We start from the raw sequence: 24,817 nt of genomic DNA on the forward strand, positions 1-24,817 counted from the left end.
CGTCAGAAAATCAAACGTGCCGTTCTAAGGATATGTCGCGGAATTACTTGACTGTCGCGGGGCGGGTTGCGGGACTACGCCGCCCCGGACAGCAACACGGGCAGTTCCCAGGCCCGATGCTGCACCGGCTCGCCCAGATACTTTTCCACCTGCACCAGGGCGGTCTGGGCGCTGGGGCCCTGCGTCAGCCGCGAGGTTCCGATGTCCGCGGTCAGTGCGTTCGGATTGCCATGCCTGTCCAGAGGGCCGTCGGGATCCGACCAGGCGCCCGTCGCCATGATCACCACGCCGCGCGACAGCCCGTCGTCCAGCACCGCACCCGCCAGACAGGCGCCACGGTCGTTGAACACCCGCAGCACATCGCCTTCGCTGATGCCGCGCTCGGCCGCATCCAGCGGGTTGATCGCAATGGGCTCATGGCCGGACACCTTGCCGGCGCGCGACAGGCTGGCGGGATCCAGTTGGCTGTGCAGCCGCGTGCGCGGTTGATTGGTCAGCAGATGCAGCGGCCATTGCTCGGCGGCCGGCGCGCCCAGCCATTCGGTCGGCGGCAGCCAGGCCGGATACCCGGGGCAATCGTCATAGCCATAACCGGCCACCGCTTCGGAATACAGCTCGATCCGCCCGGACTTTGTGTAAAGCGGGTTGCCGGCTGGGTCCTGCCGGAAGCGCTCAAACAGCACGTAGGGCGTTTCGGGCGGCGGCACTTCGGCATGCCCGCGCGCCCAGAAGGTGTCGAAGTCAGGCAGTTCCACGCCCCGCGCCTGGCATCCCGCCCGCATGCCGTCATAGACATGCCGGCACCAGCCGGGCACATCGCGCCCCGCGGTGAACGCCTCGCCAAAGCCGGCGCGCCGCGCCAGCTCGGCAAAGATGTCGAAATCATTGCGCGCCTCGCCTTGCGGCTCCACGGCGCGATGCATGGCGAACACGTAAGGATCGCGCGACGACCCGCCCACATCTTCGCGCTCGAGCGCCGTCGTGGCGGGCAGCACGATATCGGCGCGCCGTGCCAACGGTGTCCAGAGGGACTCGTGCACGATCACCGTCTCGGGCTTGTTCCAGGCCTGCCGCAAGCGATTCTGGTCCTGATGGTGATGGAAGGGATTGCCGCCGGCCCAGTAGATCAGCTTCACGTCCGGGTACACATGGCGCCCACCATTGAATTCGTATTCCGTGCCCGGCGCCAGCAGCATGTCCGCGATGCGCGCGACCGGAATCGCCAAGCCCGACGGGTTCTTGGGCACGGGAATCTCCGGCCCCGGCACCTGACGGCGCGGCTGGCCGACGCCGTTCAACGAGGCATGGCCAAAGGCAAAGCCGCCGCCGGGCAGGCCGATCTGGCCGAGCATGGCCGCCAGTCCGATCAATGCCCAATACGGCTGCTCGCCATGCTGCGCACGCTGCAAGGCCCACGCAGCCGTCAACAGGCTGCGCTGCTGCGCGGCCTCGCGTGCCAGCGCCGCAATGCGGGTCGCCGGAATGCCGGTAATCGCCGCGGCCCACGCCGCGTCCTTGGGCTGGCCATCGGTATTGCCGCGCAAATACGCGGCCCAGCGCTCGAACCCGGTGCAATGGCTGGCTAGAAATGCTTCGTCGTGATGGTCCTGGGTCAGCAGGGTATGCGCCATGCCCAGCATCAACGCGGTGTCGGTATTGGGCCGTATCGGCAGCCACTCGGCCGCCATTTCGGCGGGAATGTCGGCCCGGGTGGGGCTGACCACCACCAGCTTGATGCCGCGCCGCTGGGCCTCGCCCAACCATCCCGGCAGGTTGTGCAGACCTGCGCCGCCCGACGTCACCTGGCTGTTCTTGACCGGAATGCCGCCAAACGCGATCAGCACCCGGGTGTGTTCCAGCACGCTGTCCCAATCGGTCACATCGCCGCTGACGGGAGAGGTGGTGCCGATGACATACGGCAGTAGAAACTGCGCGGCGCCCCAGCTGTAGTTGCCGATCTGATCGACGCAGCCACCGCCCAGGAACAGGAACCGCCGGATCAGGCTGCGCGCATGATGGACCCGCCCGGCCGAGGACCAGCCATACGAGCCGCCAAATATTCCGGCAGCGCCATGTTTGGCGCGCACGCGCGCCAGCTCGCCCGACACGAGGTCGAGCGCGCGGTCCCAGGAAATTTCGATGTAGTCGTCGCCCTCGCGGTCGCGGCGGCCTTCAAGCCAGCCGCGCCGCACCGCGGGACGGCGCACGCGCAGTGGCGAATGCACCATCTCGGGAATGGAATCCAGCATGGGCGAGGGCGCCGGATCCGGCTCAAAAGGCTCGCAGCCGACCAGGCGGCCGGCTTCGGTAATTGCCGTGAAGGCGCCCCAATGCGCGAGCGAGGGGTGACGCGTACGTGCCATGCGGAAAACTCAGAGTGCTTGATCGTCGAAATCATACTGCGGCGGGTGCAGGCCCGATGCATCACCTTCGCGGGCATCGCCCGGCAGTGACTTAGAATGGCCGGTCAGGACCGGCCATTTCCGTGCCGATCAGCAGACCGTTCAACAACCTTATGGCAACGACATTCCAGCTGGATACGCTCAAGATTCAAATGAACGAGGCGGCGCTCCAGCGGTTGGATCTGCATCAGCGCATCCAGCGGGCGCTGCGCGCGCTGATCCTGGACGGCGCGCTGGGACCGCGGGTCAAGCTGCCCGCGACGCGCAGCTTGGCCAAGTCGCTGGGCGTGTCCCGCGACACCGTCGAGAACGCCTACGTGCAACTGCATCGCGATGGCTACATCGTGCGTCGCGAGGGCTCGGGCAGCTATGTGTCCGAGACGGTGGGAATCGAACTGCGGGGCGTGACGCGCAAGCGGGCAAGGCTGGAGCGCAAGCCCGGCGCGGCGCAGCCGGGTGCGGGGCTGAGCCGGCGCGGGCGGGCGATCCTGGATAGCGGCGGCGTGTCAGACCAGCAGGTCATCAAGGCGTTCGCAACCGGCCTGCCCGAGACGCGCACGTTTCCCACTGGCGTCTGGGAACGCCTGCAGCGCCAAGTCATGAAGGACAGCCGCAGCCACGTGCTGCTGCATGGCGAACCGCAGGGCGCTGAACCGCTGCGCCGCGCCATCGCTGCCTATCTGAATCTGGAGCGTGGCGCCAAGGTCGTGCCCGAGCAGGTCCTGGTGCTCAGCAGCACCCGGCAAGCGCTCTTCCTGTGCGCGCAACTGCTGGCCGACGCCGACAAGCCCATCCTGATGGAGAACCCCGGTTACTTTGGCGCCCGCAAGTCGTTCGAGGCCGCCGAAACGCGGATCGTGCCGATAGACGTCGACGCGCAGGGCATACGCATGGACCTACTGCGCGCGGACCGCAGCGGCGCCAGTTGCGTGTATGTGACGCCGTCGCACCAGTATCCGACGGGCGTGACGTTGTCGCTGGAACGCAGGCTGGATCTGATCGGTTGGGCCGCCGACCATGGCAAGTGGATCATCGAGGACGACTACGACAGCGAATTCCATTACGACGGTTTGCCGACTGCTTGCGTGCAGGGGCTGGACCGGCATCAGCGCACCTTGTACCTGGGTACGTTCAGCAAGACGCTGTTTCCCGGCCTGAGGATGGGATACATGGCGCTGCCGCCCGAACTGGTCGACGCCTTTTCACGGGCGCGCAGCATCATGGACGGACACACGCCGCAGATACTGCAATTGACACTGGCCCGCTTCATGGAAGACGGTCATTACCATTCGCACGTGCGGGCAATGCGCAAGCTGTACGCGGGGCGCCGCGAGGTTCTGCTGGCGTCGCTGGTCAAGCGGCTGGGCCACGTCGTGCAGGCAGTGCGTCCCCCCGGCGGCCTGCAGATCCCGTGCCTGCTCGAGCCGGGCTGGTCCGAGGAAAGGACCCTGCTTTTGGCGGAGCGCGCCGGCCTGCGCCTGCCCGGCCTCAGCCGGCTGTATGCCGGCCCGTACAAGCAGCCGGGCTGGCTGTTGGGCTATGCGTCGTTGACGGCCTACGAGATCGAGGACGCCGTGCTGCGTCTGGAGAACGCGCTGTCAAGGGCTTGACCGGCCTTGATTGGGCAGCATGGAGTGCCGTCCCTGAGGGGCGCCGTGCATCAGCAGATGCGCGGTCAAGCCGGCCACCAGGCCCCAGAATGCGCCGCCCACACCTAGCAGCGTGACGTTCGCGGCGGTGGCCAGAAAGGTGATGAGCGCCGTCTCACGCGTGCGCGCGTCGGCCATGGCGTTGGCAAGGCTGCCGCCAATCGCGCCAAGCAAGGCAAGGCCGGCCAGTGTGGTGATGAATGCCTTGGGCAGCACCATGAACAGTGTCGCCAACGTAACGCCGAAGGTGCCGACCAGGATGTAGAACGCACCGCAGGCCAGACCCGCGATGTAACGCTTGGCGGGATCTTCATGGGCGTCCTTGCCGGTGCAGATGGCGGCGGTGATCGCCGCAACATTGAATGCGTGCGCCCCGAACGGCGCCATCACGAGCGAGCCCAGTCCCGTCACGGTCAGGATCGGATTCGCGCTGGTCCGGTAGCCATCGTTGCGCAGCACCAGCATGCCGGGCATGTATTGACCGGTGAGGGTGATGATGAAAAGGGGCAGGGCAACGCCCAGCGCGGCCTGCAGCGAGAAGCCGGGCATTTCGAACACGGGCGCCGCCAGGCGCAGATGGACCGCCGAGAAGTCGATCCGGCCCTGCGCGATGAGCAATGCGAGGCCGATGGCCAGGATGCCGATCACGGCGAAGCGCGAGGAGAAGCGCTTGAGCAGCGCGTAGGACACCACCAGCACGATCACCAGCAGGGGGGCGGCGCTGGCGCCGCCAAAGGCATTGACGCCAAACTGCAGCAGGATGCCCGCCAGCAGACCAGCGGCGATGCCAGCCGGGATCCTGCGCACAAGCTTTTCGAATGCACCCGACAGTCCCAGCACGATGAAACCCAGCGCCGACAACATGTACGCGCCGATGATTTCCTGATAAGGCGTGAACGGCATGACCGTGGCCAGGAACGCGGCGCCGGGCGTGGACCACGCCGTAATGATGGGCGCTTTGTAGCGCCAGCTGAGCAGCGCGCCGGTCACGCCCACCCCGATGGATACCGCCCATACCCAGGAGGTGGTCTGCGCCGGCGTCAAGCGGGCCAGCTCTGCCGCCTGAAACACCAGAACAAAGGTGCCGCCATAGTTCACCAACACCGATATCAGGGCCGCGACGGTCGGGGATAGGAAGTCGGCGAGTCGGATACCCGCCCGAGGTGCTGTCATGAATCACTCCGCATTCAAGGGGCGCCCGGCCGCGGGCCGGACTTGAACGGGGAGTCTATGGGGGGCGCGGCAGGTTGATACCTGCCACATCCCGCCGGGCGGGCAGACCGCTTCTGAAGTGGAGCCTTTCTTAAAGCTCGTCCAGGCGTGTCAATGTCAGCGCCGCGTGCTCACGCAACGCCGTCTGCGCGTCCTCGGGCATGTCCCGCCAGCGTTGGTACACCATGGCCAGGCGCCGGTTGTCCTTGAGCTGCGGTTGATGGCGAGCAAAGAAATCCCAGTACAGCGCGTTGAACGGACAGGCGCGATCGCCTGTCTTCTGTTTTCTGTCGTACGAGCATCCACGGCAGTAATCGCTCATCCGGTCGATGTATGACGCACTGCCGGCATAGGGTTTCGTGCCCAGCAGACCACCGTCGGCAAGCTGGCTCATGCCAACCGTGTTGGGCAGTTCGACCCATTCGAACGCATCGATGTACACGCCCAGATACCAGCGGTGCACTTCGGCAGGGTCCAGACCGGCCAACAGTGCGAAGTTGCCGATGACCATCAGGCGTTGGATATGGTGCGCGTAGGCGTTGTCCAGCGAGTTGCCGATGGCGTCGCGCATGCAGCGCATGTTGGTCTTTCCGGTCCAGAACCACGTCGGCAGCGGGCGTGTGTGCGCCAAGGCGTTGCGCGTCTCGTAACTCGGCATGTGCGCCCAATACACGCCACGCACATATTCGCGCCATCCCAGGATCTGCCGGATGAAGCCCTCGACCGCTGCCAAGGGCGCGCGCCCCGTTTCGTAGGCGGCCTGCGCCTGGCGCACCAGCTCGTCTGGATGCAGCATCTTGGTGCACTTCCATCAGCACAAACACGACATTCTGGTCTGTCCGGGCGAACCAGCTTGCAACGGGTTCAGCTGGTCGCCGAGACTCAGGCGCAGGGTGTGCGCCCTCGCGCGCTCGGATGTCATGGCGCGCGGTTTTGCATCAGGAGGCCGGTTCAAGTGGCGGCTGTTCGCGATCCTGGCTGACCCAGATGAATGCGTCGGTGTCCAGGCCCAACGCCTTGGCGCGGCGCAGGATGTCGTCGCGCGTATCGCGGCCCAGCGTCTTGTCACGCGCGAGAATCCAGGCGTAGCTGCGATCCGGGCCGACGACCAGGGCCCAGCGGTAATCCGGATCCAATGCGGCCACATGGTAGCCGCCATAGAAGGGGCCGAAGAACGACACTTTCAGCGATGCCACCGACGGGTCACCCGTGAAGCGGGCTCGCCCCTGCGCCGAACGCCAATCGCCTTGCGAACCCTTGGCCGGGTCGAACCCGCGGTTGACGACGCGCACGGTGCCGTCGTCTTGCAGCGTGTAGTGGGCGGTGACGTCCGTCATGCCGCGTTCGAAGCTGTGGTCCAGCCGCGCAATTTCAAACCAGCGTCCTTCATAACGATGCACGTCGAACGAGCCAACGGGTGTCACGCCTTTGGGCGGCGTCGTCGCGGCACAGCCATACAACGTCAAACCCAACAGTCCCAAGGCCAGCCACGGGGCGACGCGCCGCAACGGGTGGATGAAACGACGACCGGCTTCTGCATGGCGCATGAAAAACCTCCGCTGAATTTGAGTCTCGGAAATTATATTTGCGGGGGTCTGCGCCCTTGGTTCCAGTTCGGAAAGAAAGGAAACAATTCATGGGCTTCGCGCCGGCTTCAGGTCCGGTGCCTGGGCCGGCGCCGATTCAGGCGCGCCGGCGCTACATCACCTTGACCGCGCGGCCGATGAACTGGATCGGCCCGGTCGGCTTGCCGGTGGGCGACCCGGTGGCCGGTTCCAGCGTCAGCTCAAACAACTGGTTCGGTTCCAGCGGCGGCAGCTTGTCCAGCGGGATGCGCACCGGCTCGCCCGGTTTGATCAGGCCCAGCGAGACCGGACCGGCCCAGCCGTCGGCCTTGGTCCAGAATTCCAGCGCACGATCGGCCGGTACCTGCATGGCCGCGATCGGCACCAGTTGCACGTCGCGCTGACCGGCACTGGCCTGCACGACCCAGCCCGGCGTTTGCGACTGGGGCGCGACCAGCACCACCATGTACTGCACGGGACCCGGCGCGGGCGCGGGCCGCAGCGCCAGCGTGCCGGCCAGCACCAGGGCGGCAGCCAGGCCGCTGGCGGCCGCACCGCGCCAGAAGAACAGGCTGTCCCACCAACCCGGGCGCGCCGGCTGCGCGGCTTGTGGGGCCGCGCGTTGGCGATCCAGCGTAACCGCAATGCGAGGCCACAGGCCCGGCGACGGCTCGATCGGCTCGGCCAGGCTGCTGAGCGGCAGCAGGCGTTCTTCCCAGCGGTCGACGGCGGCGCGCAGCGCGGCATCGTGCGGCAGGCGGGCGTTGACGTCGCGCCGGCGTGCGGCGGACAAGGTGCCCAGCACGTATTCGCCGGCCAGTTCGTTCAGGTTGTCGGGGGAAGGGGACGGGGCGCTCATGCCAGGCATTCCTTCAGCGCTTTCAAGCTGCGCTTGATCCAGGCTTTGACGGTGCCCAGCGGCGCGCCCAGGCGCTGCGCGATTTCACTGTGCGACAGGCCTTCCACGTAGGCATGCAGTACGCAGTTGCGGCGCACGGGTTCCAGTTGTTCGAGGCACGGGCCGATGCGGCCGGCGCTGTCGCGCCAGTCGAAGGCGTCGCGCGTGTCGTGCCAGGCATCCATTGCGTCGCGAGCATCCAGCGCGGCGGCGGTGTCGTCGTCGACGGCGGTTTCGTGGCGGCCGTCGCGCACGGCGTTCAGCGCCAGGTTGCGCGCGACGCTGTAGATCCAGCCACGGGCCGAACCGCGCGTGGCGTCGAAGCTGCCAGCCCGGTTCCAGATATTGACGAAGGCGTCGTGCACGATGTCTTCGGCCCGGGCGCGGTCACGCACGATGCGCTGCGCGACGCCCAGCAAACGGGGGCCTTCTTGGCGGTACAGGGCCTCCAGCGCCGAGCGGCGTCCCGCGGCGCACTGCTCGAGGGCCGCGGTGTAATCGAAGTCCGGATCAGGTCGGTTCGGCATGCGCACAGAGCAGGAAGGGGGGGGCACGGACCGGGCTGGCAAGCCCCGGGCGGCGGCGGATCCAGGCATGTTACCGGAGTTCCGTTGCCGCCAGGGGCCTGCCTGCCCGATGTCAGTTGGCCTTCCAGAAGATGTAGTCGGCCTGGTAAGACACCTGGCTGCGTTCGCCGGCCTTCGTGCAAGGCGTCTGCGGCGCCACGCCGCCCTTGAGCGCCGTGCGCTGGATATACGTGACGCCGGTCAGGGCGCCGGCGCCCATGGCGGGATTGGCCTTGACCAGTTGATAGGGCAGGTTGCCCGCGCCGGCCGGCGCCACGGCGACCTGCGTGCCGGTCAGCTTGGAGCCGTCCGCGGCTTCCCAGGTGGCGGGCGGGCCATAGTAGGTGCCGACCTGTTTGCCCTGGCGGTCTTTCAGCACCGCCTTCGGACCGGCGAACACCCATTCCATCTGATCCTTGGCGTCGGCCTTGGCGCGGCATTCATAGGTGATGTCGCCCGTGCCCACGGTTTCCCATGCCACTTTGTGGCCGGCGGGCACCTGAACAGAAGCGGGCAGGGCGTCTTGCGAGGCGGCCAGCGCCGGGGAGGTGTGCAGCATGCCGCAAGCGGCCAGCATTGCGGCCGCGAAAAGGCCGTTGGCGGGGGTGTGGCGAGTCATCATGAGCGGTCTCCTGCGCAGTAAAACGCTGCGGATACGGCGCACGGAATGTGCGCCGTTGCAGGTACTACACGCGGGAGCCGCAGTTGGATGCAGGCCGCGGAAAATATTTCGCGGCCTGGACTTGCCTGTATCATCCGCTGCAAGACATCCATCCCCCGAGCGCCGTTTTGTCGTCGCGCGGCCTGAATGCCAGTGACCCCGGATAGCCGCCATGCCCGATCCGCTTCGTCTGCAGGCTTTGATACAGGAGTGCGCTCGCGGCCAGGAGTCCGCGCTGGCGGAACTCTATCGTCAGACTTCCCCGCATCTGTTCGCGCTCGCGGTACGTATATTGCGGCGAAGCGACTGGGCAGAGGAAGTCCTCCAGGACAGCTTCATCAATATCTGGCGCAATGCCGCCCGCTATTCATCGGAGCAGAGCCAAGTCATGACCTGGATGACGCGCATCGTGCGCAACCGTTGCATCGACATGCTCCGCCGGCCGGACCTGGAACGCCCCGACGCCGACGGCGCATTGACGCAGGCCTGGGCCGATGACGCGCCCGGCCCGTTCGAACGCTTGCAACGCGACCAGGACGGCCAGCGTCTGGCGGACTGCCTGAAACAGCTCGAAGGTCAGCAACGCGCGGCCATCGCGCTGTCCTTTTTCGACGACCTCAGCCACAGCGAGATCGCCCGCCGCCTCGAGGCCCCGCTGGGCACGATCAAGAGCTGGGTGCGGCGCGGCATGGACCGGCTCAAGAGGTGTCTGTCATGAACTACACCAATCCTCAACTGCGCGAGCGGCTTGCCGCGGATTACGTGGCCGGCGCCATGCGCGGGGGCGCACGCCGCCGCTTCGAGGGCTTGATGGCCGCCGACGCCAACCTGCGCCGCCAGGTGCGCGAATGGGAAGACGACATCTACCCCCTGTTGTGGTCGCTGCCGGCCCGGGTGCCGCCGCGCCGCGTGTGGCGCGCCATCGAATCGCGCCTGAAGCCGGGGGGCGGCCGTGGTTGGCAGGGCCTGGCATTCTGGCGCGCGGTCAGCGGCGCGCTGGCGGCCCTGCTGGTGGCAGGGGTGGCGATCTACCCGATGCAGGTTGACCGCGCCGCGCGCACGCAGCTGATGGCGGTGCTGCAAAGCCCGGAGGCGCAGGCCATGCTGGTGGTGCGCGCCGACGAGCGCGGCGGCCTGCACGTGCATGCCTTGCAGGATCTGGCCTCGCGCGCCGACGGCAAGGCCCTGGAGCTCTGGGTGATTCCGCCGGGACAGGCGCCGATATCCGTCGGGGTGGTGGCCCCCGATGGCCAGACGGCGCTGCCGCGCGCCCAAGGCCTGGAAGGCGGGCAGACCCTGGCCATCACGCTCGAACCGCCGGGCGGGTCGCCGTCGGGCAAGCCCACCGGCCCGGTCATCATGAAGGGCGACGTGCTCAAGATCTGAGCCGCGTCTTGAGCGGGGGCCGCGCGCTTGCCGCGGCCCGCTCCGCACCAGGGTTTTCACCTACGCATCCGATGCTGTGCCGGGACCGTATATCCCCCTACGTTTCCCACAGGACAGCATGATGCGCTCCATTCTTACCGGCTGGACCGCTTCGATGCGGCGCTGGGTCGATACGCAGGCGCAGGACGCGCCGGGCGGCGATCCCGATCGCATCGACTGGACCCGCGCCTTGCCTTTCGCCTTGCTGCACGCCGGCTGCCTGGGTGTGCTGTGGACCGGTGTCTCGCCGGTTGCGGTGGCGCTGGCGGGGGCGCTCTACGCGGTACGGATGTTCGCTCTGACCGGCTTCTATCACCGCTATTTCTCGCATCGCACATTCCGCACGTCGCGGGGCATGCAGTGGGTGTTCGCCGTGCTGGGAGCATCGTGCGCGCAGCGCGGTCCGCTGTGGTGGGCGGCCCACCATCGGCACCATCATCGCCATGCCGACGATGCGCATGACCTGCATTCTCCGCGCCATCACGGCTTCTGGTGGAGCCACATGGGCTGGTTCCTGACACGCCGCGCCTTCGCCACCGACCTTGCGCGCGTGCCGGATCTGCGCGGCTACCCCGAACTGCGCTGGCTCGACCGCTTTGACGCCGCGGTGCCGCTGGCGCTGGCAGTGGGGTGCTACGGATTGGGGGCGCTGTTGGCGCGCGTGGCGCCCGGCCTGGGCACGGACGGGCCGCAGATGCTGGTGTGGGGCTTCTTCATTTCCACCGTGGCCCTGTTCCACGCCACCGTCACCATCAACTCGCTGGCGCACCGCTACGGCAAGCGGCGCTATGACACCACCGATGACAGCCGCAACAACGTGTGGCTTGCGCTGCTGACGTTCGGTGAGGGCTGGCACAACAACCATCACTTCTATCCGGGATCGGCGCGCCAGGGTTTTCGTCCGCGCGAGATCGACATCACCTGGTACGGCCTGCGCGTGCTGGCCGCCACCGGCCTCATCTGGGACCTGAAGGCCGTGCCGGATTGGGCGCTGGCCGCTGCCAAGGAGTGAGCATGCGCATCGCCATCATCGGTTCGGGCATCGCGGGACTGGTCTGCGCCTGGAAGCTGGGCCGCGACCACGATGTCACGCTGTACGAGGCCAACGACTATCTGGGTGGGCATACGCATACGCACAGGGTCGAACAGGGCGGCCGGCGCTATGCGGTCGATAGCGGATTCATCGTTCACAACCCGCTCAATTACCCGCATTTCACGGCGCTGCTGGAGGAATTGGGCGTGGCGTCGCAGCCCACCACCATGAGCTTTTCGGTGCACAAGGAAGCGGACGGTCTTGCCTATAACGCCGCCTCGCTGGACACGCTGTTCTGCCAACGGCGCAACCTGCTGTCGCCGCGATTCCTGGGCATGGTGCGCGACCTGATCCGCTTCTACCGCGAGGCGCCCGCGCTGCTGCGCGCGCCGGAGCCGGGCCCTACGCTGGGCGAATACCTGGCGCAACACCGTTACGGTGAGGCGTTCCGCACCGACCACCTGATTCCGATGGCGTCGGCGCTGTGGTCATCGCCGGCCTCGCGCATCCTGGCGTTTCCGGCGCGATACCTGGTGCGGTTCATGGCGAACCACCAAATGCTGCGCCTGAGCGGCCGGCCGCAGTGGCGCGTGGTGCAGGGCGGATCGCGCCGCTATATCGACGCCATGCGCCGGCAATGGGCGGTGCGCGAGCGGCTGAACTGCGCCGTGCGCGCCGTCCGGCGCCTGCCGGGCGGCGTGCAGGTCATGACGCCCGATGGCCAGGATCACCATGACGAGGTGATCTTCGCCTGCCACAGCGACCAGGCGCTGGCGCTGCTGGCCGACCCGACGCCGCAGGAACGCGAGGTCCTCGGCGCCATCGCCTACCAGGACAACGATGTGGTGTTGCACACCGACGCGCGCCTGTTGCCGCATCAGCGCAAGGCCTGGGCCGCCTGGAACGCCTATGTGCCGGCCGATCCGGACGCGCCGTGTTCGGTCAGCTATTGCATGAACCTGCTGCAGGGCATCAGGTCGCCGCAGCCCTTCATCGTGACGTTGAATCGCAGCGATGCCATCGATCCGGACACGGTGCTGGCGCGCATGCGCTATCACCACCCCGTGTACACCCACGAAGCCGTGGCCGCGCAGTCGCGCCGCGCGGAGATATCGGGGCGCCGGCGCAGTTGGTACGCCGGCGCCTATTGGGGCTGGGGCTTTCATGAAGACGGCGTGGCGAGCGCGCTGGACGTGGTGCGCGGCATCCTGGAACAGCCGCGGGTGCGGGAGAGGGAGGCGGCATGATCCAGCAGAGCGCCGTCTACGAGGGCCGGGTGACTCACCGGCGCCACCATCCGCACGCGCATGGCTTCGGCTACCGCATGGCGCAGCTTTACCTGGATCTGGATGAGATCGACCGCGTGTTTCAGGATCGCTGGCTGTGGTCCGTAGAGCGCCCCAATCTGGCGCAGTGGCGCAGGGCAGATTACCTCGACGCCGGCGAAGGCCTGCCGCTGGCGCAGGCGGTTCGGCAACGCCTGCGGGCGCATTTGGGAGACGTGCCGGAAGGACCCATCCGACTGCTGGCGCACCCGCGCTACGCCGGCTACGTCTTCAATCCGGTGAGCTTCTATTACTGCTTTGACGCCGACGGCAGCACGCTGGCGGCCATCGTGGCCGAGATCACCAATACGCCGTGGAAGCAGCGCCATTGCGTAGTGCTGCCGGCCACCGCCGCCGAGCGCGAGGGCGACGCCCTGGCCTGGCACTTTGACAAGCGCTTCCACGTATCGCCATTCCTGCCGATGGATTGCGCTTATGACTGGCGATTCAACCTGCCCGCCGACGACCTGCGGGTGCACATGCGGGTCAGCCGGGCAGGCGTGGCGCAGTTTGACGCGCGCTTGGATCTGCAGCGCCGCGCCTTGGATGGCGCGGGGCTAGCGCGCCTGCTGTGGCGCTACCCGTTGATGACGCTGCAAGTCGTCGGCGCCATTCATTGGCAGGCGCTGCGTCTGTGGCTCAAGCGCAATCCCGTCTACGACCATCCCCGCACGCCCAACGGAGAACCGCGATGAAACCCATGACGCCCTCGGAACATGCCTCGGTCGCGGCCAGCCGCCGCGCCAGTCCGCTCGAGCGGCTGTTGCGCCAGCGCCTGTTTGCCAGTCTGGCGGCACTGGACCATGGCCGGCTGCTGATCGAAGACGGGCTGGGCAGCGTCACGCTGGGCCGCGGCGAGCCGTGCGTGCGCCTGACTGTCAGTGACCTGGGCTTTTACCGGCTGGTGGCCGCGCAAGGCAGCGTCGGCGCGGGCGAAGCCTACGGCGACGGCCTGTGGCGCTGCGACGACCTGGTCGGACTGGTGCGCCTGCTGGTGCGCAACCGCGACACGCTGGACGCCATGGAGTCGGGGCTGGCGCGGCTGGCCGGTTGGGCACTGCGTCGCTGGCATGCCGGCAACCGCAATACCCGCGACGGCAGCCGCCGCAACATCGCCGCTCACTACGATCTGGGCAATCCGTTCTTTGCGTTGTTCTTGTCCGACGACCTGATGTATTCGTCGGCGCTGTGGGCTGACGGCGATGACACGCTGGAGGCGGCGTCCCATCGCAAGCTGGAGACGATCTGCCGCAAGCTGGCGCTACGTCCCACGGACCGCGTGGTGGAGATCGGCAGCGGCTGGGGCGGCTTGGCCATCCACGCGGCGCGTCACTACGGCTGCCACGTCACCACCGCCACGCTCTCGCGCGAGCAGCATGACCTGGCGGTCGAGCGGGTGCGCGCCGCCGGCCTGCAGGACCGCGTCAGCGTCGTGCTGCGGGACTATCGCGATCTGCAAGGCCAGTACGACAAGGTGGTGTCGGTGGAGATGATCGAAGCCGTTGGCGCAAATTTCCTGGAAGCCTATTTCGCCAAGGTCGCCAGCCTGCTCAGCCCGCATGGCCGCGCGCTGATTCAAGCCATCACCATCGAGGACCACCGCTATGCGCAGGCGCTGGCCTCGGTGGATTTCATCAAGCGCCACATATTCCCGGGCAGCTTCATTCCGTCCATCGATGGCATGCTGCGCGCCAAGACCCGCGCCTGCGATCTGGCGTTGGTGCACCTGGAGGATTTCGGTCTGTCGTACGCGCGCACGCTGCAAGTCTGGCGCGAACGCTTCCTGGCGCGGCAGCCCGAGGTGCGGGCGCAAGGCTTCGACGCACGCTTCAGCCGCTTGTGGGAGTTCTACCTGGCGTACTGCGAAGGCGGCTTTCGCGAACGCTCCATCGGCGTTGCGCACCTGCTGCTGACGCATCCGCAGGCGCGCCCTGAGGGCGAGCGCTGGGTGCGGGAGGCGCCATGACGGTCTGGCAACAATGGTTCTGCATTGCGCTGGGCATGATTGGCGCCATGACGTTGGCTTGGCGCTGGCAGCGCCGCCGCGCCAACGCCGGCATCGTCGACGTGGTGTGGGCGCTGGGCATGGGCGCGGCGGCATTGCTGATCGCAGCCACTGGCGCGGGCAGTCTTGCCGCCAGGCTCGCGCTGGCATTGATGGCTGGGGTGTGGTCGTTGCGGTTGGCTTGGCATCTGTGGCGGCGCGTGCGCGCGGGCGAGGACGGCCGCTATCGTGCGCTGCGCGAGCATTGGCAAGGTCACCAGGGCAAGTTCTTCGGCCTGTTCATGTTCCAGGCCGGGCTGGTGATGCTGTTCTGCCTGCCCTTCCTGGCGGCAGGCGCCAGCCCGGCGCAGGGCTGGCCCGTGGCGCTGGCCCTGCTGATCTGGCTGGCCGCCCTGTCGGGCGAGGTGATTGCCGACCGCCAGCTCGACCACTTCCGCGACAACCCCTCTCACCGCGGCCTGACCTGCCGGGTCGGCCTGTGGCGCTATTCGCGGCACCCCAACTACTTCTTCGAGTGGTGCCATTGGTTCGCCTACGTCGCCTTGGCGTGGGGATCGCCGCTGGCATGGTTGTCGTGGCTGGGGCCGGTGCTGATGTATGTATTTCTGCGCTGGATCAGCGGCATTCCGTTCACCGAGCAACAGGCGCTGCGCACGCGCGGCGACGACTATCGCGACTACCAACGCCGCACGCCGGCGTTCTTTCCCTGGTTCCCGAAATCCTGACGAGGTATGCCATGACGACCGCGACGCTGCACGACACTCCGTTGCCCACCGACCGCCCCGCGCCCGGTCTGCTCGGCCTGGCCGAACGCGGCCTGCTGCCCGATGGGTTGCTGCGCCTGGGCATGCGGCGCCTCTGCGCCGAGCGTCTGGCGCAGGAATACGCCGGCGGCATCGAGGCCTGGACCGAGAGCGACCGCCAGCTTATCGCCGGCCTGCGCACCAGCGCCGTCGCCATCCACACCGATGCCGCAAACGCCCAGCACTACGAATTGCCGACCGCGTTCTTTCAGCTTTGCCTGGGCGCGCGCATGAAATATTCAAGTTGCCTTTACCCGACGGGCAGCGAAACGCTGGACCAGGCCGAAACCGCCATGCTGCGCCTGTATGGCGAGCGCGCCGAGCTGGCTGACGGCCAGGACATCCTGGAGCTGGGTTGCGGCTGGGGCTCGCTGACGCTGTGGATGGCCGAGCGCTTTCCCAATGCACGCATCACCGCGGTGTCGAACTCGGCCACCCAGCGCCAGCACATCGAGGCGCGCTGCCGGGAGCGCGGCTGGTCGCACGTGCGCGTCGTGACCTGCGATGTCAACGTGCTGGCGCTGCCTGCCGCCGCCTTCGACCGCTGCGTTTCGGTGGAAATGTTCGAGCACATGCGCAACTACCAGGACCTGATGGCACGCATTGCGCAGTGGCTGCGGCCCGGCGGCAAGCTGTTCGTGCACATCTTCGCGCACCGCGAGCGCGCCTATCCGTTCGAGACCGACGGCGCCGGCAACTGGATGGGACGGCACTTTTTTACTGGCGGCATCATGCCGTCGGCGCAGACGTTGCTGCACTTCCAGCAAGACCTGCGACTTGAGGAGCGCTGGTTTCTCGACGGCACGCATTACGCCCGCACCGCCAACCACTGGCTGGCCAACCAGGACGCGCGCCGGGAAACGGCGCGGGCGGCGTTGGCAGACGCTTACGGCCCGTCCTTGGCCCGCTTGTGGCACCAGCGCTGGCGCATGTTCTGGATGGCCTGCGCCGAGCTCTTTGGCTATGACGACGGCCAGCAGTGGGGCGTGGCGCACTATCGCTACACGCGGCCTTGAGGAGAACCATCATGTTGCGAAACCTGTGTATTGGCGTGACGGCCCTGCTGGCCGGCTGCGCGTCGCCGCCGCCCATGCCGCCGGTGGCTCACGTGGACCTGAACCGTTTCATGGGCGACTGGTATGTAATCGCCCACATTCCCAGTTGGCCCGAGCGCAACGCGTACGACGCCGTGGAAAGCTATCGGCTGCTGCCGGACGGCCGGGTGCAGACGGATTTCCGCTACCGCGATGGCAGCTTCGAGGCGCCCATCGACACCATGCACCCGGTGGCCACCGTGCGGCCCGGCACCGGCAATGCGGTGTGGGGCATGCAGTTCATCTGGCCCATCAAGGCCGAGTACGTCATCGCCTATCTGGACGAGTCGTACCAGATCACCATCGTTGGCCGCTCCAAGCGCGATTACGTCTGGATCATGGCCCGGGTGCCGTGCCTGGACGATGCGGTCTATGCCGATCTGCTGAGCAGGGTGATGGCGTTGGGTTACACGGAAGCGCCGCGCAAGGTACCGCAGCGTTGCGAGCGGTGATGGCGGACGGGCAGGCGCGGCCGCCTTCCCGCCTGCGCTATCCTTCGCTCCATTGCCCATGTCGTGGCGAATAGGAACGAAGACAATGAGACGCGTGGCACTGATCTGCATGCTGTCTGCCTCGGTGGCAAGCCAGGCGCAGGAAGTCCGGACCTGGCATTTTTCCGGCGCCGATCTGATCGCCGCCATGGAAGGAAAAATGCCGTCGGAGATTCGCGATGCCTCGCTGGGCCGCCAGTTCTCGTCGGCGTATGCGCAGGCCTATGTGAGCGGGATTGCCGATCAGACGCAAGGAACGCTTTGGTGCACCCGAACGGGTGTCCTGCCGCATGAGTTGAAGGACAGGGTGCACAGCTATCTGACTGCGCTGCCAGCCAGCCGTCTGAAAACGAACGCCGGACCGCTGGTTGGCGAGGCGCTGGCGCGTTCGTTTCCTTGCCGTTAAGGCCACCGTTGTTGGCGCGCACCAATGCGTTGGCGCCGCCCCGGCAGCATCCTGACCGAAGTGCAACATTGCTGTGCAAAGGCACGCGTCCCTGGTAAAAATCCCGAAGCCGAAAGAATCAGAAAACTTATGCGGCCCGTTGTTACGGGTTTGCGCCGAGGGGATGACGATGGGCAAGCCGACTGCAAAGCGACCTTTGCGAGCCAGAGCCGCTGCATTGGGGGGCCTCGAACCGCGCCGTTCGCTGCTGCGTCCGCCAGATTGGCGCGAGATGCTCTCCGTCACGGCCGTGGGACTTGTCATGGTGCAACCGGCGGCCGCGGCGCTGAGTTGCCCATCGGTCGACACCAACCCCTCCAATTCCACCACCTGCACCATTTCGTCCAGCCAGGGCGGGGCCGGCGCGCAGGTCAGCGTGGTCAATACCGCCAGCGCCGGCACCGGCGACAACGTCGGCGGCTATGGCGGCAACTACACGGTGATCAACAACGGCGCGGTGTTGCAGCCCAGCGCCCCGCAGGGTGGCATCTTTGTTCGCCTGACGGGCGGCGAGGGATCCAGCGATACCAGCAACAATGCGACGAATGGCGGTAACGGCGGCACCATCACCGTCAACAACAACGGCGGGACGATCACGGTGCAGAACTCGCCGACGTCCAGCACCCAGGGCAGCGGGCCTGGGATCTGGGCCGATTCGGGCGCGCAGTTCGGCATCTATGGCGCGTCGGTCGGCGGCATTGGCGCCAATGCCAATGAGACGGTGATCGGCGGGGGCAACGGCGGCCGGGGGGGCGACGGTTCCGCCGTGACGATCACGAATAGCGGCAACGTCAGTGTGTCGTACCTGCCATATGGAGGCGTCGGCCTCTACGGCGCCAGCATCGGCGCGGTGGGCGGAAATCAGGACAGCGCGGCGACGGGGGATCAGAACGGCGGCGGTGGCGGCAACAGCAATATCGTCAATATCAGCAACACGGGCACGGTCTCGGTCAGCGGATCCGCGGGGCGCTATGCGTGGGGCATCGGCGCCGAATCCATCGGCGGCGATGGAGGGCATGCCAACGGCAGCGGCGCCAGCGCCGGAACGGCCAATGCCTCGAACCCTACGATCATCACCAATAGCGGCAACGTATCCGTGAATGTCAGCGGGTCGGCCCTGAGCAGCGTGCGCGGCCTGTCTGTGCTGAGCCAGGGCGGCAACGGCATGACGTCCGAGGACGGCAGCGACAACGGCGGCACCGGCGGCCAGTTCGGCGCGATGACGGTCGTGAACAACGGACAGGTATCCGTGGCGAGCTCGTCAACGGTCCAACCCGCCAGCCTGTCGCAGGTGTCCGGCGGAATTGTCGTCATCGGGCTCGGCGGCAATGGGGGGATGGGTCCGCAGACGATCACCAACACCAGCGGCGAGGTCGGCGGATACGGTGGCGGCAATGGGGGCACCACGACCAGCGTCACGCTCAACAGCGGATCGTCGATCACAACCTCCGGCAACTACATCCCCGGCGTCAGCGTCATCACGCAAGGCGGCAACGGCGGCGCGGGCCGCGAGGACAGCAATGGCGCGGTCGGCGGCAATGGCGGCACGGTGAGCGTCGCCATGAATGGCAATGCCAGCATCCGGACCAATGGTTTGCAGTCCACCGGCATTTCGGCCAGCAGCCTGGGCGGTGCGGGCGGCGGCGTCGAAACCAGCAGCGGCATCATCGACTTCACGCCCGAGAATGCCGGCAGCGGCGGCGCGGGCGGCGCAGTCACGGTCACGACGACCGGCGGTTCCATTCAGACGTTGAACGATTACTCCATCGGCATTCTCGGCCAGTCGATGGGCGGCATTGGTGGCGCCACCACGGCCAACTTCGAACTGTTCGGCAACGCGGGTGCGAATGCCGGCATCGGCGGGGCCAGCGGCTCGGTCACGATCAACAGCCAGTCGTCCATCTCGACGACCGGGCAGTCGTCGCACGGGATTTCGGCGCAGGCCATCGGCGGCGGCGGCGGAACGGCGGGCGTCAGCAGCGGCATCGTCGCGTTGGGCGGCGCGGGCGGCACCGCGGTGTCCGGCGGCACGGTCAACGTCAGCCAGTCCGGTGCGCTGACCACCAGCGGGGCGGGCTCGATCGGGATGCTGGGTCAGTCCATCGGTGGCGGCGGTGGGGACGGCGGTGCGGCAAGCGGGGTCGCCGTCATCGGCGGCCAGGGCGGCGGCGGCGGTAACGGCGGCGCGTCCACCGTGGGTCTGAACGGCTACACCCTGAACACAAGCGGCGATCATGCCTACGGCATCGTGTCGCAATCCATCGGCGGCGGCGGCGGGACCGGCGGCGCCGCGTCTTCCTACGACGCCAGCGTCGGGTTTGCCATGTCGGTCGCAGTGGGTGGCATCGGCGGAAGCGGGGGCGCGGGCGGCACCGCAGCGGGCAATGTATCCAACGCAAGCCTGACGACCGGATCGTCGGGCACCGCCAATGGCGACGCGCACGGCGTGGTCGTGCAGTCCATCGGCGGCGGGGGCGGAGCGGGCGGCGCCTCCGTGGCGAAAGCCTTGGCGATCGCCGTGCCGGACGAGGATGCGTCGTTCGGCGTTGCGGTGACCTTTGCGATGGGCGGCTCCGGGGCAAGCGGCGGCGCGGGCGGCACGGCGTCCTCGGCCATCAACAACTCAATTTTGACGACCTACGGCGCCAACTCGCAGGGCGTCCTGGTGCAATCCATCGGCGGCGGCGGCGGCCTGGGCGGCAGCGCCTCGGCGCTGTCGACGCTGGTCGGCACGGGCGACTCCGTGGGCGGCACCGTGCAATCGACGGTGGGCGGCAGCGGCGGGTCCGGCAGTTACGGCGGCAACGCCACGCTCAGCCTGGCGGGCAGCACCATCACCACGTGGGGCGACTCCGCGAATGCGCTGGTGGTGCAAAGCATCGGCGGCGGCGGGGGCGCGGGCGGCGTGGGCTCGGCCACAGGCCGCAGTCCCAATGTGGACGCCAACGTATCCATCACGGCGAACGTGGGCGGCAGCGGCGGCGCGGGCGGGCAGGGCGGCACGGCGGCGCTCACCGTCGATCCCGCCAGCACGATCGTCACGCACGGCGACGGCGCGCGCGCGGTGTTGGTGCAGTCCATTGGTGGCGGTGGCGGCGCATCGCAAGGCGGTCAGGTGGGCCTCGCCGTCAATAGCGAAAGCGAAGACGGCTCGACCGATGTCAGAGGCACCGTGTCCGTCGGTCGTGGCGGTTCCGGCGGCGGCTACGGTGGCTCGATCAACCTGAACAGCGATGGCAACGTCACCACCCATGGGGCGGATGCGGACGGTCTGCTGGTGCAAAGCATTGGCGGCTCGGGAGGCCTGGGCGGTGCGGTCGGCGGAACCAGCGAGAACAATTCGTCGGAATCGCTGGACGATTCCGGCACGACGTATCAGTTCAACGTGTCAGTGGGCGGCAACGGCGGCGCCGGGGGCAATGGCGGCGCGATTGGAACCACTTCCAACGCCGCGAGCATCGGCGCTTCCACGAACACGTTCGGGGACTACGCAGACGCTGCGGTGCTGCAATCCATCGGTGGCGGTGGCGGGTCCGGCGGCGCATCGACCGCGTCTTCAAGCATCTCTTCGTCCAACGTGTCGATTTCCGTGGGCGGTTCGGGCGGAAGCGGCGGTGCGGGCAACAGCATCGTGGCGTTCCTGAACGGCAACGGCACCAACAGCTTCAACACGGCCGGCTATGGCGCCATGGGCATCGTCATGCAGTCCATCGGCGGCGGCGGCGGCATGGGCGCCACCGGATCGCCGTTGGCGCATGGCTCGCTGCGCGTCGGGGCCACGGGTGGCGGTGGAGGATCGGGTGGCGGCATCACGGTGACCAGCGGCAGCTATGCTTCCATCCAGACCACCGGCGACAGCGCGCACGGACTCGTGTTGCAGTCGATCGGGGGCGGCGGCGGCATTGCGATGGCCGGCAGCACGGCATCGGCCGCCAATCCCGGCAGCCAGCAGTTCAGCCTGCACGCGGGCAGCAACGGCCTTGGCGGTGCGGGCGGTTCGATCAACGCGTCCACCGGCCTGAACCTGAACACCTATGGCGACCGGGCCATCGGCGTCATCGCGCAGTCGATCGGCGGCGGCGGCGGGATCGTGTCGTCCGGCACGGCGACCGGCGTGGGCGCGACGGTGCTGGGCGGCGGCAATGCCAACAGCGGCGCGGTAAACCTGGATCTGCAGTACACCCTGAACACGCATGGCGCTGGCGCGCACGGCGTCGTGGCGCAGTCCATTGCGGACGGCGGCGGCATCCTGGGCGACACGACGAAACTCATCACCACGAACTCGGCCGGGTTCCTGCCCACCGCATTCAGTTCCGGTACCGCCGGCAACGTGTCGGTGTCCTACAGCGGACGGCTTTCGACGTCGGGCGCCAATTCCTACGGCATCATCGCGCAGTCAATCGGTGGCGGGGGCGGGCTGGCCGGCGGACCGCAAGGCGGCTTTGCCGGGTCGGTGGGCGGCAGCACGGGCAATGCAGGCAGCGTGACCGTCAACCAGAGCGGGACACTGAGCGCCACGGGGCCGGACTCGACCGGCATCATGGCGCAGAGCCAGGGCGGTCAAAGCGAACAGAGCGTCACGGTCAATATCAACGGCAGCGTGGCGGGCGGCACGAACAGCGGCAAAGGCGTGTGGATACTGGGCGGGCGCAACAACGTGGTGAACGTCAATGCGGGCGGTTCGCTCAGTGCGTTGTCCAACACGGCGCTGACGTTCAATGGCGATTCCTCCACGGCGGCCGGATCCTTCCTCACCTTCAACGTCTACGGCACCGTCTCCGGCAACGTGTATTGCGGCAACACGGATTCCTATGACGCCTGCAACTACATCGTGCAGTCGGGCGGTGTGGTCGACGCGGCGGTGGCTTACCAGGCCAACGTCACCAACTCGGGACTGGTGGTGATCGGCTCGCCGGGCCAGTTCCAGACCCTGACCGTCAGCGGCGATTTCAAGCAGTCGCGAAGCGGCGTCCTGCGCGCCGACGTGGATTTCGACCAGATGCGCGCGTCGCAGATGGTGGTGCAGGGCAACGGCGATCTGAACGGCAAGGTCGACGTGCTTGCCGCCGCGCTGCTGCCGGACCGCGAGTTGACGGTGCTGACGGTGCAAGGCGATTCCCAAGGCAGCGTGGATGCCGTGGACAGTCCGGTCTTCGATTACGCCACCCGCCAGGTCGGCCAGACCACGCGCATCCGCGTGGCGGGGGCGGACTTCAATGCGCCGTCGATGGGCCTGAAGTCCAACCAGCGGCAGGTCGCGGCTCAGCTTCAGCGCATCTGGGATGCCGGCGGCAATGCCGCGCTGGCGCCGCTGTTCGGGCAGTTGGACCAGATATCGCGCCAGGGCGCGGGCGCTTACCGGGATAGCGTGGCCAGCCTGTCGCCGGGCGTGACGGCCGCCCCGGCGGTGCAGTCGGCCGCCAACCTGGGGCAATTCACCGGCGCGATGATGTCTTGCCCCACGTTCACCGGCGTCGATGCCTTTACCGGCGAGCAGAACTGCTTCTGGGGCCAGGTCACGGGCCGCTACACCAACCAGGACGGCAGCAAGGGCACGGCGGGCTTTGACTACGACACGGTGACCTATCAGTTCGGCGGCCAGCGTGAAGTCAGCCCGGGCTGGTTCGTCGGCGGCTCGATGGCCTACGAAAACAGCAAGGTACGCGCTTCCGACGGCGGCGTGCGCGGCAATGGCGACAGCGGCTACGTCGGCGCGGTGGTCAAGCGCGAGCAAGGCCAGTGGGTATTCTCGGCGGCGGTGGGCGGCGGCTACGGCGGCTATCACATGGATCGCAACATCGGCATCGCGGGATACCAGGACACGCTGACCAGCCGTCCCGATGTCTATGGCTTCAACGCCCGTCTGCGCGCCGCGCGCACGTTCGCGTTCGACAAGATGTATGTGAAGCCCTACCTGGACTTCGATGCCAGCTATACCCGCATGCCGGGATACAAGGAGTCCGGCTCGAATCCGCTGGCCCTGTCGGTCGACAGCAGCGACCAGTTCATCCTGGGGCTGTCGCCGATGATCGAATTCGGCGGTCGCGCCGAGCTGCCCAACGGCGCCATCCTGCGGCCGTTCGTGTATGCCGGCGTGTCGTTTCTGTCCAAGGATGATTGGACGTCGACTGCACGCCTGCGCGGCGCGCCGGCCGGCACGGGATCGTTCGACACGTCGCTGCCCATCGACAACGTCGTGGGTAAGGTGGGCGCTGGCCTGCATGTGGCGCGGGCAGGGGGCGTGGACTTCCGGCTGCAGTACGACGGCCAGTTTTCGGAGCGGGTGCGCAGCAATAGCGGGACGTTGAAGGTCATGGTGCCGTTTTGATGCGTGGGGCGCCGGGCTTGTCTGCATGCAGCCGGGCTCGTCTGCATTCAGCCCGCCTCTGCGCGTCAAACTGCCCGCTTCAGATCGGGTACGCTGTGACGCTCGCAAATCCGGGAAGTCTTGATATGTGGCGCGCGATTTTCAAAATGTCGTTGGCGGTGGGTTGGGGGCTTTGGCTGACCGCCATGGGGTGGTTCGCATTTGGTATGGGGCGTTACATACCATCCGCCGACGCGACGCTGACGCCGATCATGCTGACGGCCGGCCAGACGGCGCGGGCCGAGGTTTACCGCATCCGCGAAGCGCCGCTGTGGATGGAGGCGCGATTCGGTGGTCCGATGGGCCGGGACCGACCTGAACTGGGAGATCCCGCGACGCGCATCGGTGCGCCGGACGCGAAGCCGCGCAACGTTAATCCCGGAGAGCCGGTGCGAATCCGCGTGCGCGATGGCAAGGGGCTGGACATCGTGGTGAGCGCGGCGCCGCGCAGTGGCTCCAGCGCCACGCATTTCTATCGCAAGCTCTGGCCTGAAAGCCATGCCGACGGCGCGCAGCTTGAGACCGCGCCGGGATTTCCGATGCTGGCGAAGGGGGCGTCGGATCTGACCTTCACGGTGGAAGAGGTTGGACCAGCGCTTCAAGGCGAGCAGATCGAACTGGAGATCAGCGCGCCCATCGGGTTGAAGCGTACGGCGCCGGGGTGGGATGACGTTTCCGCCTTCATTTTCTGGCCGTTCTATGCCGCGATTCTGGGTGCGTGGGCGCTCATATGGGCAGGGCTGACGTGGTGGTATCGCCGACGGAGCCGGCGGACGGCGAAGCGGGAATTTGCCTGAGTTCAAAGCAACAAGGCCCACGCAATTGCGTGGGCCTTGTTGCTTGCCGGGGCGGCTGAAATCCCGAATGCCGCCGCGC

At 67.4% G+C, this 24,817-nt stretch carries 19 protein-coding genes and 1 pseudogene; 13 read left to right on the forward strand and 7 right to left on the reverse strand.

Features of this window, described 5'->3' with window-relative positions:
• Nucleotides 1-74: 74 nt before the first annotated feature.
• Nucleotides 75-2,363 carry a molybdopterin-dependent oxidoreductase gene (locus tag KW836_RS08305; RefSeq protein ID WP_218342946.1) on the reverse strand — a complete coding sequence of 763 codons (2,289 nt, stop codon included), beginning with the start codon at nt 2,361-2,363 and terminating at the stop codon, nt 75-77.
• A gap of 152 nt (nt 2,364-2,515) precedes the next feature.
• Here KW836_RS08305 and KW836_RS08310 point away from each other — a divergent pair, with 152 nt between their 5' ends.
• Nucleotides 2,516-4,012, forward strand: a complete 1,497-nt coding sequence (locus KW836_RS08310) for a PLP-dependent aminotransferase family protein (RefSeq protein WP_218342947.1) — start codon at nt 2,516-2,518, stop codon at nt 4,010-4,012.
• Here the strand turns inward: KW836_RS08310 and KW836_RS08315 are convergent.
• The 6 genes and pseudogenes from KW836_RS08315 to KW836_RS08340 form a co-directional block, all read right to left on the reverse strand.
• A complete protein-coding gene (locus KW836_RS08315; RefSeq protein WP_218342948.1) occupies nt 4,001-5,224 on the reverse strand; it encodes a benzoate/H(+) symporter BenE family transporter in 1,224 nt (407 codons plus the stop codon). The two genes, KW836_RS08310 and KW836_RS08315, sit on opposite strands and share 12 nt — an antisense overlap.
• A 130-nt stretch (nt 5,225-5,354) precedes the next feature.
• Nucleotides 5,355-6,062, reverse strand: a pseudogene (locus KW836_RS08320) (cryptochrome/photolyase family protein); the annotation flags it as partial.
• 139 nt (nt 6,063-6,201) lie between these two features.
• Nucleotides 6,202-6,810 carry a lipocalin family protein gene (locus KW836_RS08325; RefSeq protein ID WP_218342949.1) on the reverse strand — a complete coding sequence of 203 codons (609 nt, stop codon included), beginning with the start codon at nt 6,808-6,810 and terminating at the stop codon, nt 6,202-6,204.
• Between the two features lie 151 nt (nt 6,811-6,961).
• Nucleotides 6,962-7,687: an anti-sigma factor domain-containing protein gene (locus KW836_RS08330; protein ID WP_218342950.1), complete on the reverse strand. Its 726-nt coding sequence runs from the start codon at nt 7,685-7,687 to the stop codon at nt 6,962-6,964.
• Nucleotides 7,684-8,253, reverse strand: coding sequence for a sigma-70 family RNA polymerase sigma factor (locus tag KW836_RS08335; protein WP_175122621.1), 570 nt, complete (start codon nt 8,251-8,253; stop codon nt 7,684-7,686). Before KW836_RS08335 ends, KW836_RS08330 begins: the two co-directional genes overlap by 4 nt.
• Before the next feature lie 112 nt (nt 8,254-8,365).
• The gene (locus KW836_RS08340; protein ID WP_370633012.1) at nt 8,366-8,911 is read right to left on the reverse strand and encodes a DUF3455 domain-containing protein; all 546 of its coding nucleotides are present in this window, start codon (nt 8,909-8,911) and stop codon (nt 8,366-8,368) included.
• A 214-nt stretch (nt 8,912-9,125) separates the two neighbouring features.
• Here KW836_RS08340 and KW836_RS08345 point away from each other — a divergent pair, with 214 nt between their 5' ends.
• The 12 genes from KW836_RS08345 to KW836_RS08400 all read left to right on the forward strand — a co-directional run bounded on the left by KW836_RS08345 (nt 9,126) and on the right by KW836_RS08400 (nt 24,738).
• Complete coding sequence (locus KW836_RS08345; protein WP_175122623.1) at nt 9,126-9,671, forward strand: RNA polymerase sigma factor; 546 nt, start codon at nt 9,126-9,128, stop codon at nt 9,669-9,671.
• A complete protein-coding gene (locus KW836_RS08350) occupies nt 9,668-10,339 on the forward strand; it encodes an anti-sigma factor domain-containing protein (RefSeq protein WP_218342952.1) in 672 nt (223 codons plus the stop codon). The genes KW836_RS08345 and KW836_RS08350 overlap by 4 nt, the downstream gene beginning before the upstream one ends.
• Before the next feature lie 118 nt (nt 10,340-10,457).
• On the forward strand, nt 10,458-11,390 hold the full coding sequence (locus tag KW836_RS08355) for an acyl-CoA desaturase (RefSeq protein ID WP_255595176.1): 933 nt from the start codon (nt 10,458-10,460) through the stop codon (nt 11,388-11,390).
• A gap of 2 nt (nt 11,391-11,392) precedes the next feature.
• Nucleotides 11,393-12,658: an NAD(P)/FAD-dependent oxidoreductase gene (locus KW836_RS08360; protein ID WP_218342953.1), complete on the forward strand. Its 1,266-nt coding sequence runs from the start codon at nt 11,393-11,395 to the stop codon at nt 12,656-12,658.
• On the forward strand, nt 12,655-13,431 hold the full coding sequence (locus KW836_RS08365) for a DUF1365 domain-containing protein (protein WP_218342954.1): 777 nt from the start codon (nt 12,655-12,657) through the stop codon (nt 13,429-13,431). The genes KW836_RS08360 and KW836_RS08365 overlap by 4 nt, the downstream gene beginning before the upstream one ends.
• Entirely contained in the window at nt 13,428-14,702 is a 1,275-nt protein-coding gene (locus KW836_RS08370; protein WP_218342955.1) for a cyclopropane-fatty-acyl-phospholipid synthase family protein, read from the forward strand. The genes KW836_RS08365 and KW836_RS08370 overlap by 4 nt, the downstream gene beginning before the upstream one ends.
• The gene (locus tag KW836_RS08375) at nt 14,699-15,466 is read left to right on the forward strand and encodes a DUF1295 domain-containing protein (protein ID WP_218342956.1); all 768 of its coding nucleotides are present in this window, start codon (nt 14,699-14,701) and stop codon (nt 15,464-15,466) included. Before KW836_RS08370 ends, KW836_RS08375 begins: the two co-directional genes overlap by 4 nt.
• Nucleotides 15,467-15,477: 11 nt before the next feature.
• Complete coding sequence (locus KW836_RS08380; RefSeq protein WP_218342957.1) at nt 15,478-16,560, forward strand: cyclopropane-fatty-acyl-phospholipid synthase family protein; 1,083 nt, start codon at nt 15,478-15,480, stop codon at nt 16,558-16,560.
• Nucleotides 16,561-16,571: 11 nt separating this feature from the next.
• Entirely contained in the window at nt 16,572-17,090 is a 519-nt protein-coding gene (locus tag KW836_RS08385) for a lipocalin family protein (protein WP_218342958.1), read from the forward strand.
• 85 nt (nt 17,091-17,175) lie between these two features.
• A complete protein-coding gene (locus tag KW836_RS08390) occupies nt 17,176-17,535 on the forward strand; it encodes a Rap1a/Tai family immunity protein (protein ID WP_218342959.1) in 360 nt (119 codons plus the stop codon).
• Between the two features lie 271 nt (nt 17,536-17,806).
• Nucleotides 17,807-23,902, forward strand: a complete 6,096-nt coding sequence (locus KW836_RS08395) for an autotransporter outer membrane beta-barrel domain-containing protein (RefSeq protein ID WP_218342960.1) — start codon at nt 17,807-17,809, stop codon at nt 23,900-23,902.
• A 95-nt stretch (nt 23,903-23,997) separates the two neighbouring features.
• Nucleotides 23,998-24,738 carry a hypothetical protein gene (locus KW836_RS08400; RefSeq protein ID WP_370632989.1) on the forward strand — a complete coding sequence of 247 codons (741 nt, stop codon included), beginning with the start codon at nt 23,998-24,000 and terminating at the stop codon, nt 24,736-24,738.
• Nucleotides 24,739-24,817: the final 79 nt, after the last annotated feature.

Source organism: Achromobacter sp. ACM05 (assembly GCF_019218915.1).
Lineage (GTDB): Bacteria > Pseudomonadota > Gammaproteobacteria > Burkholderiales > Burkholderiaceae_B > Achromobacter > Achromobacter animicus.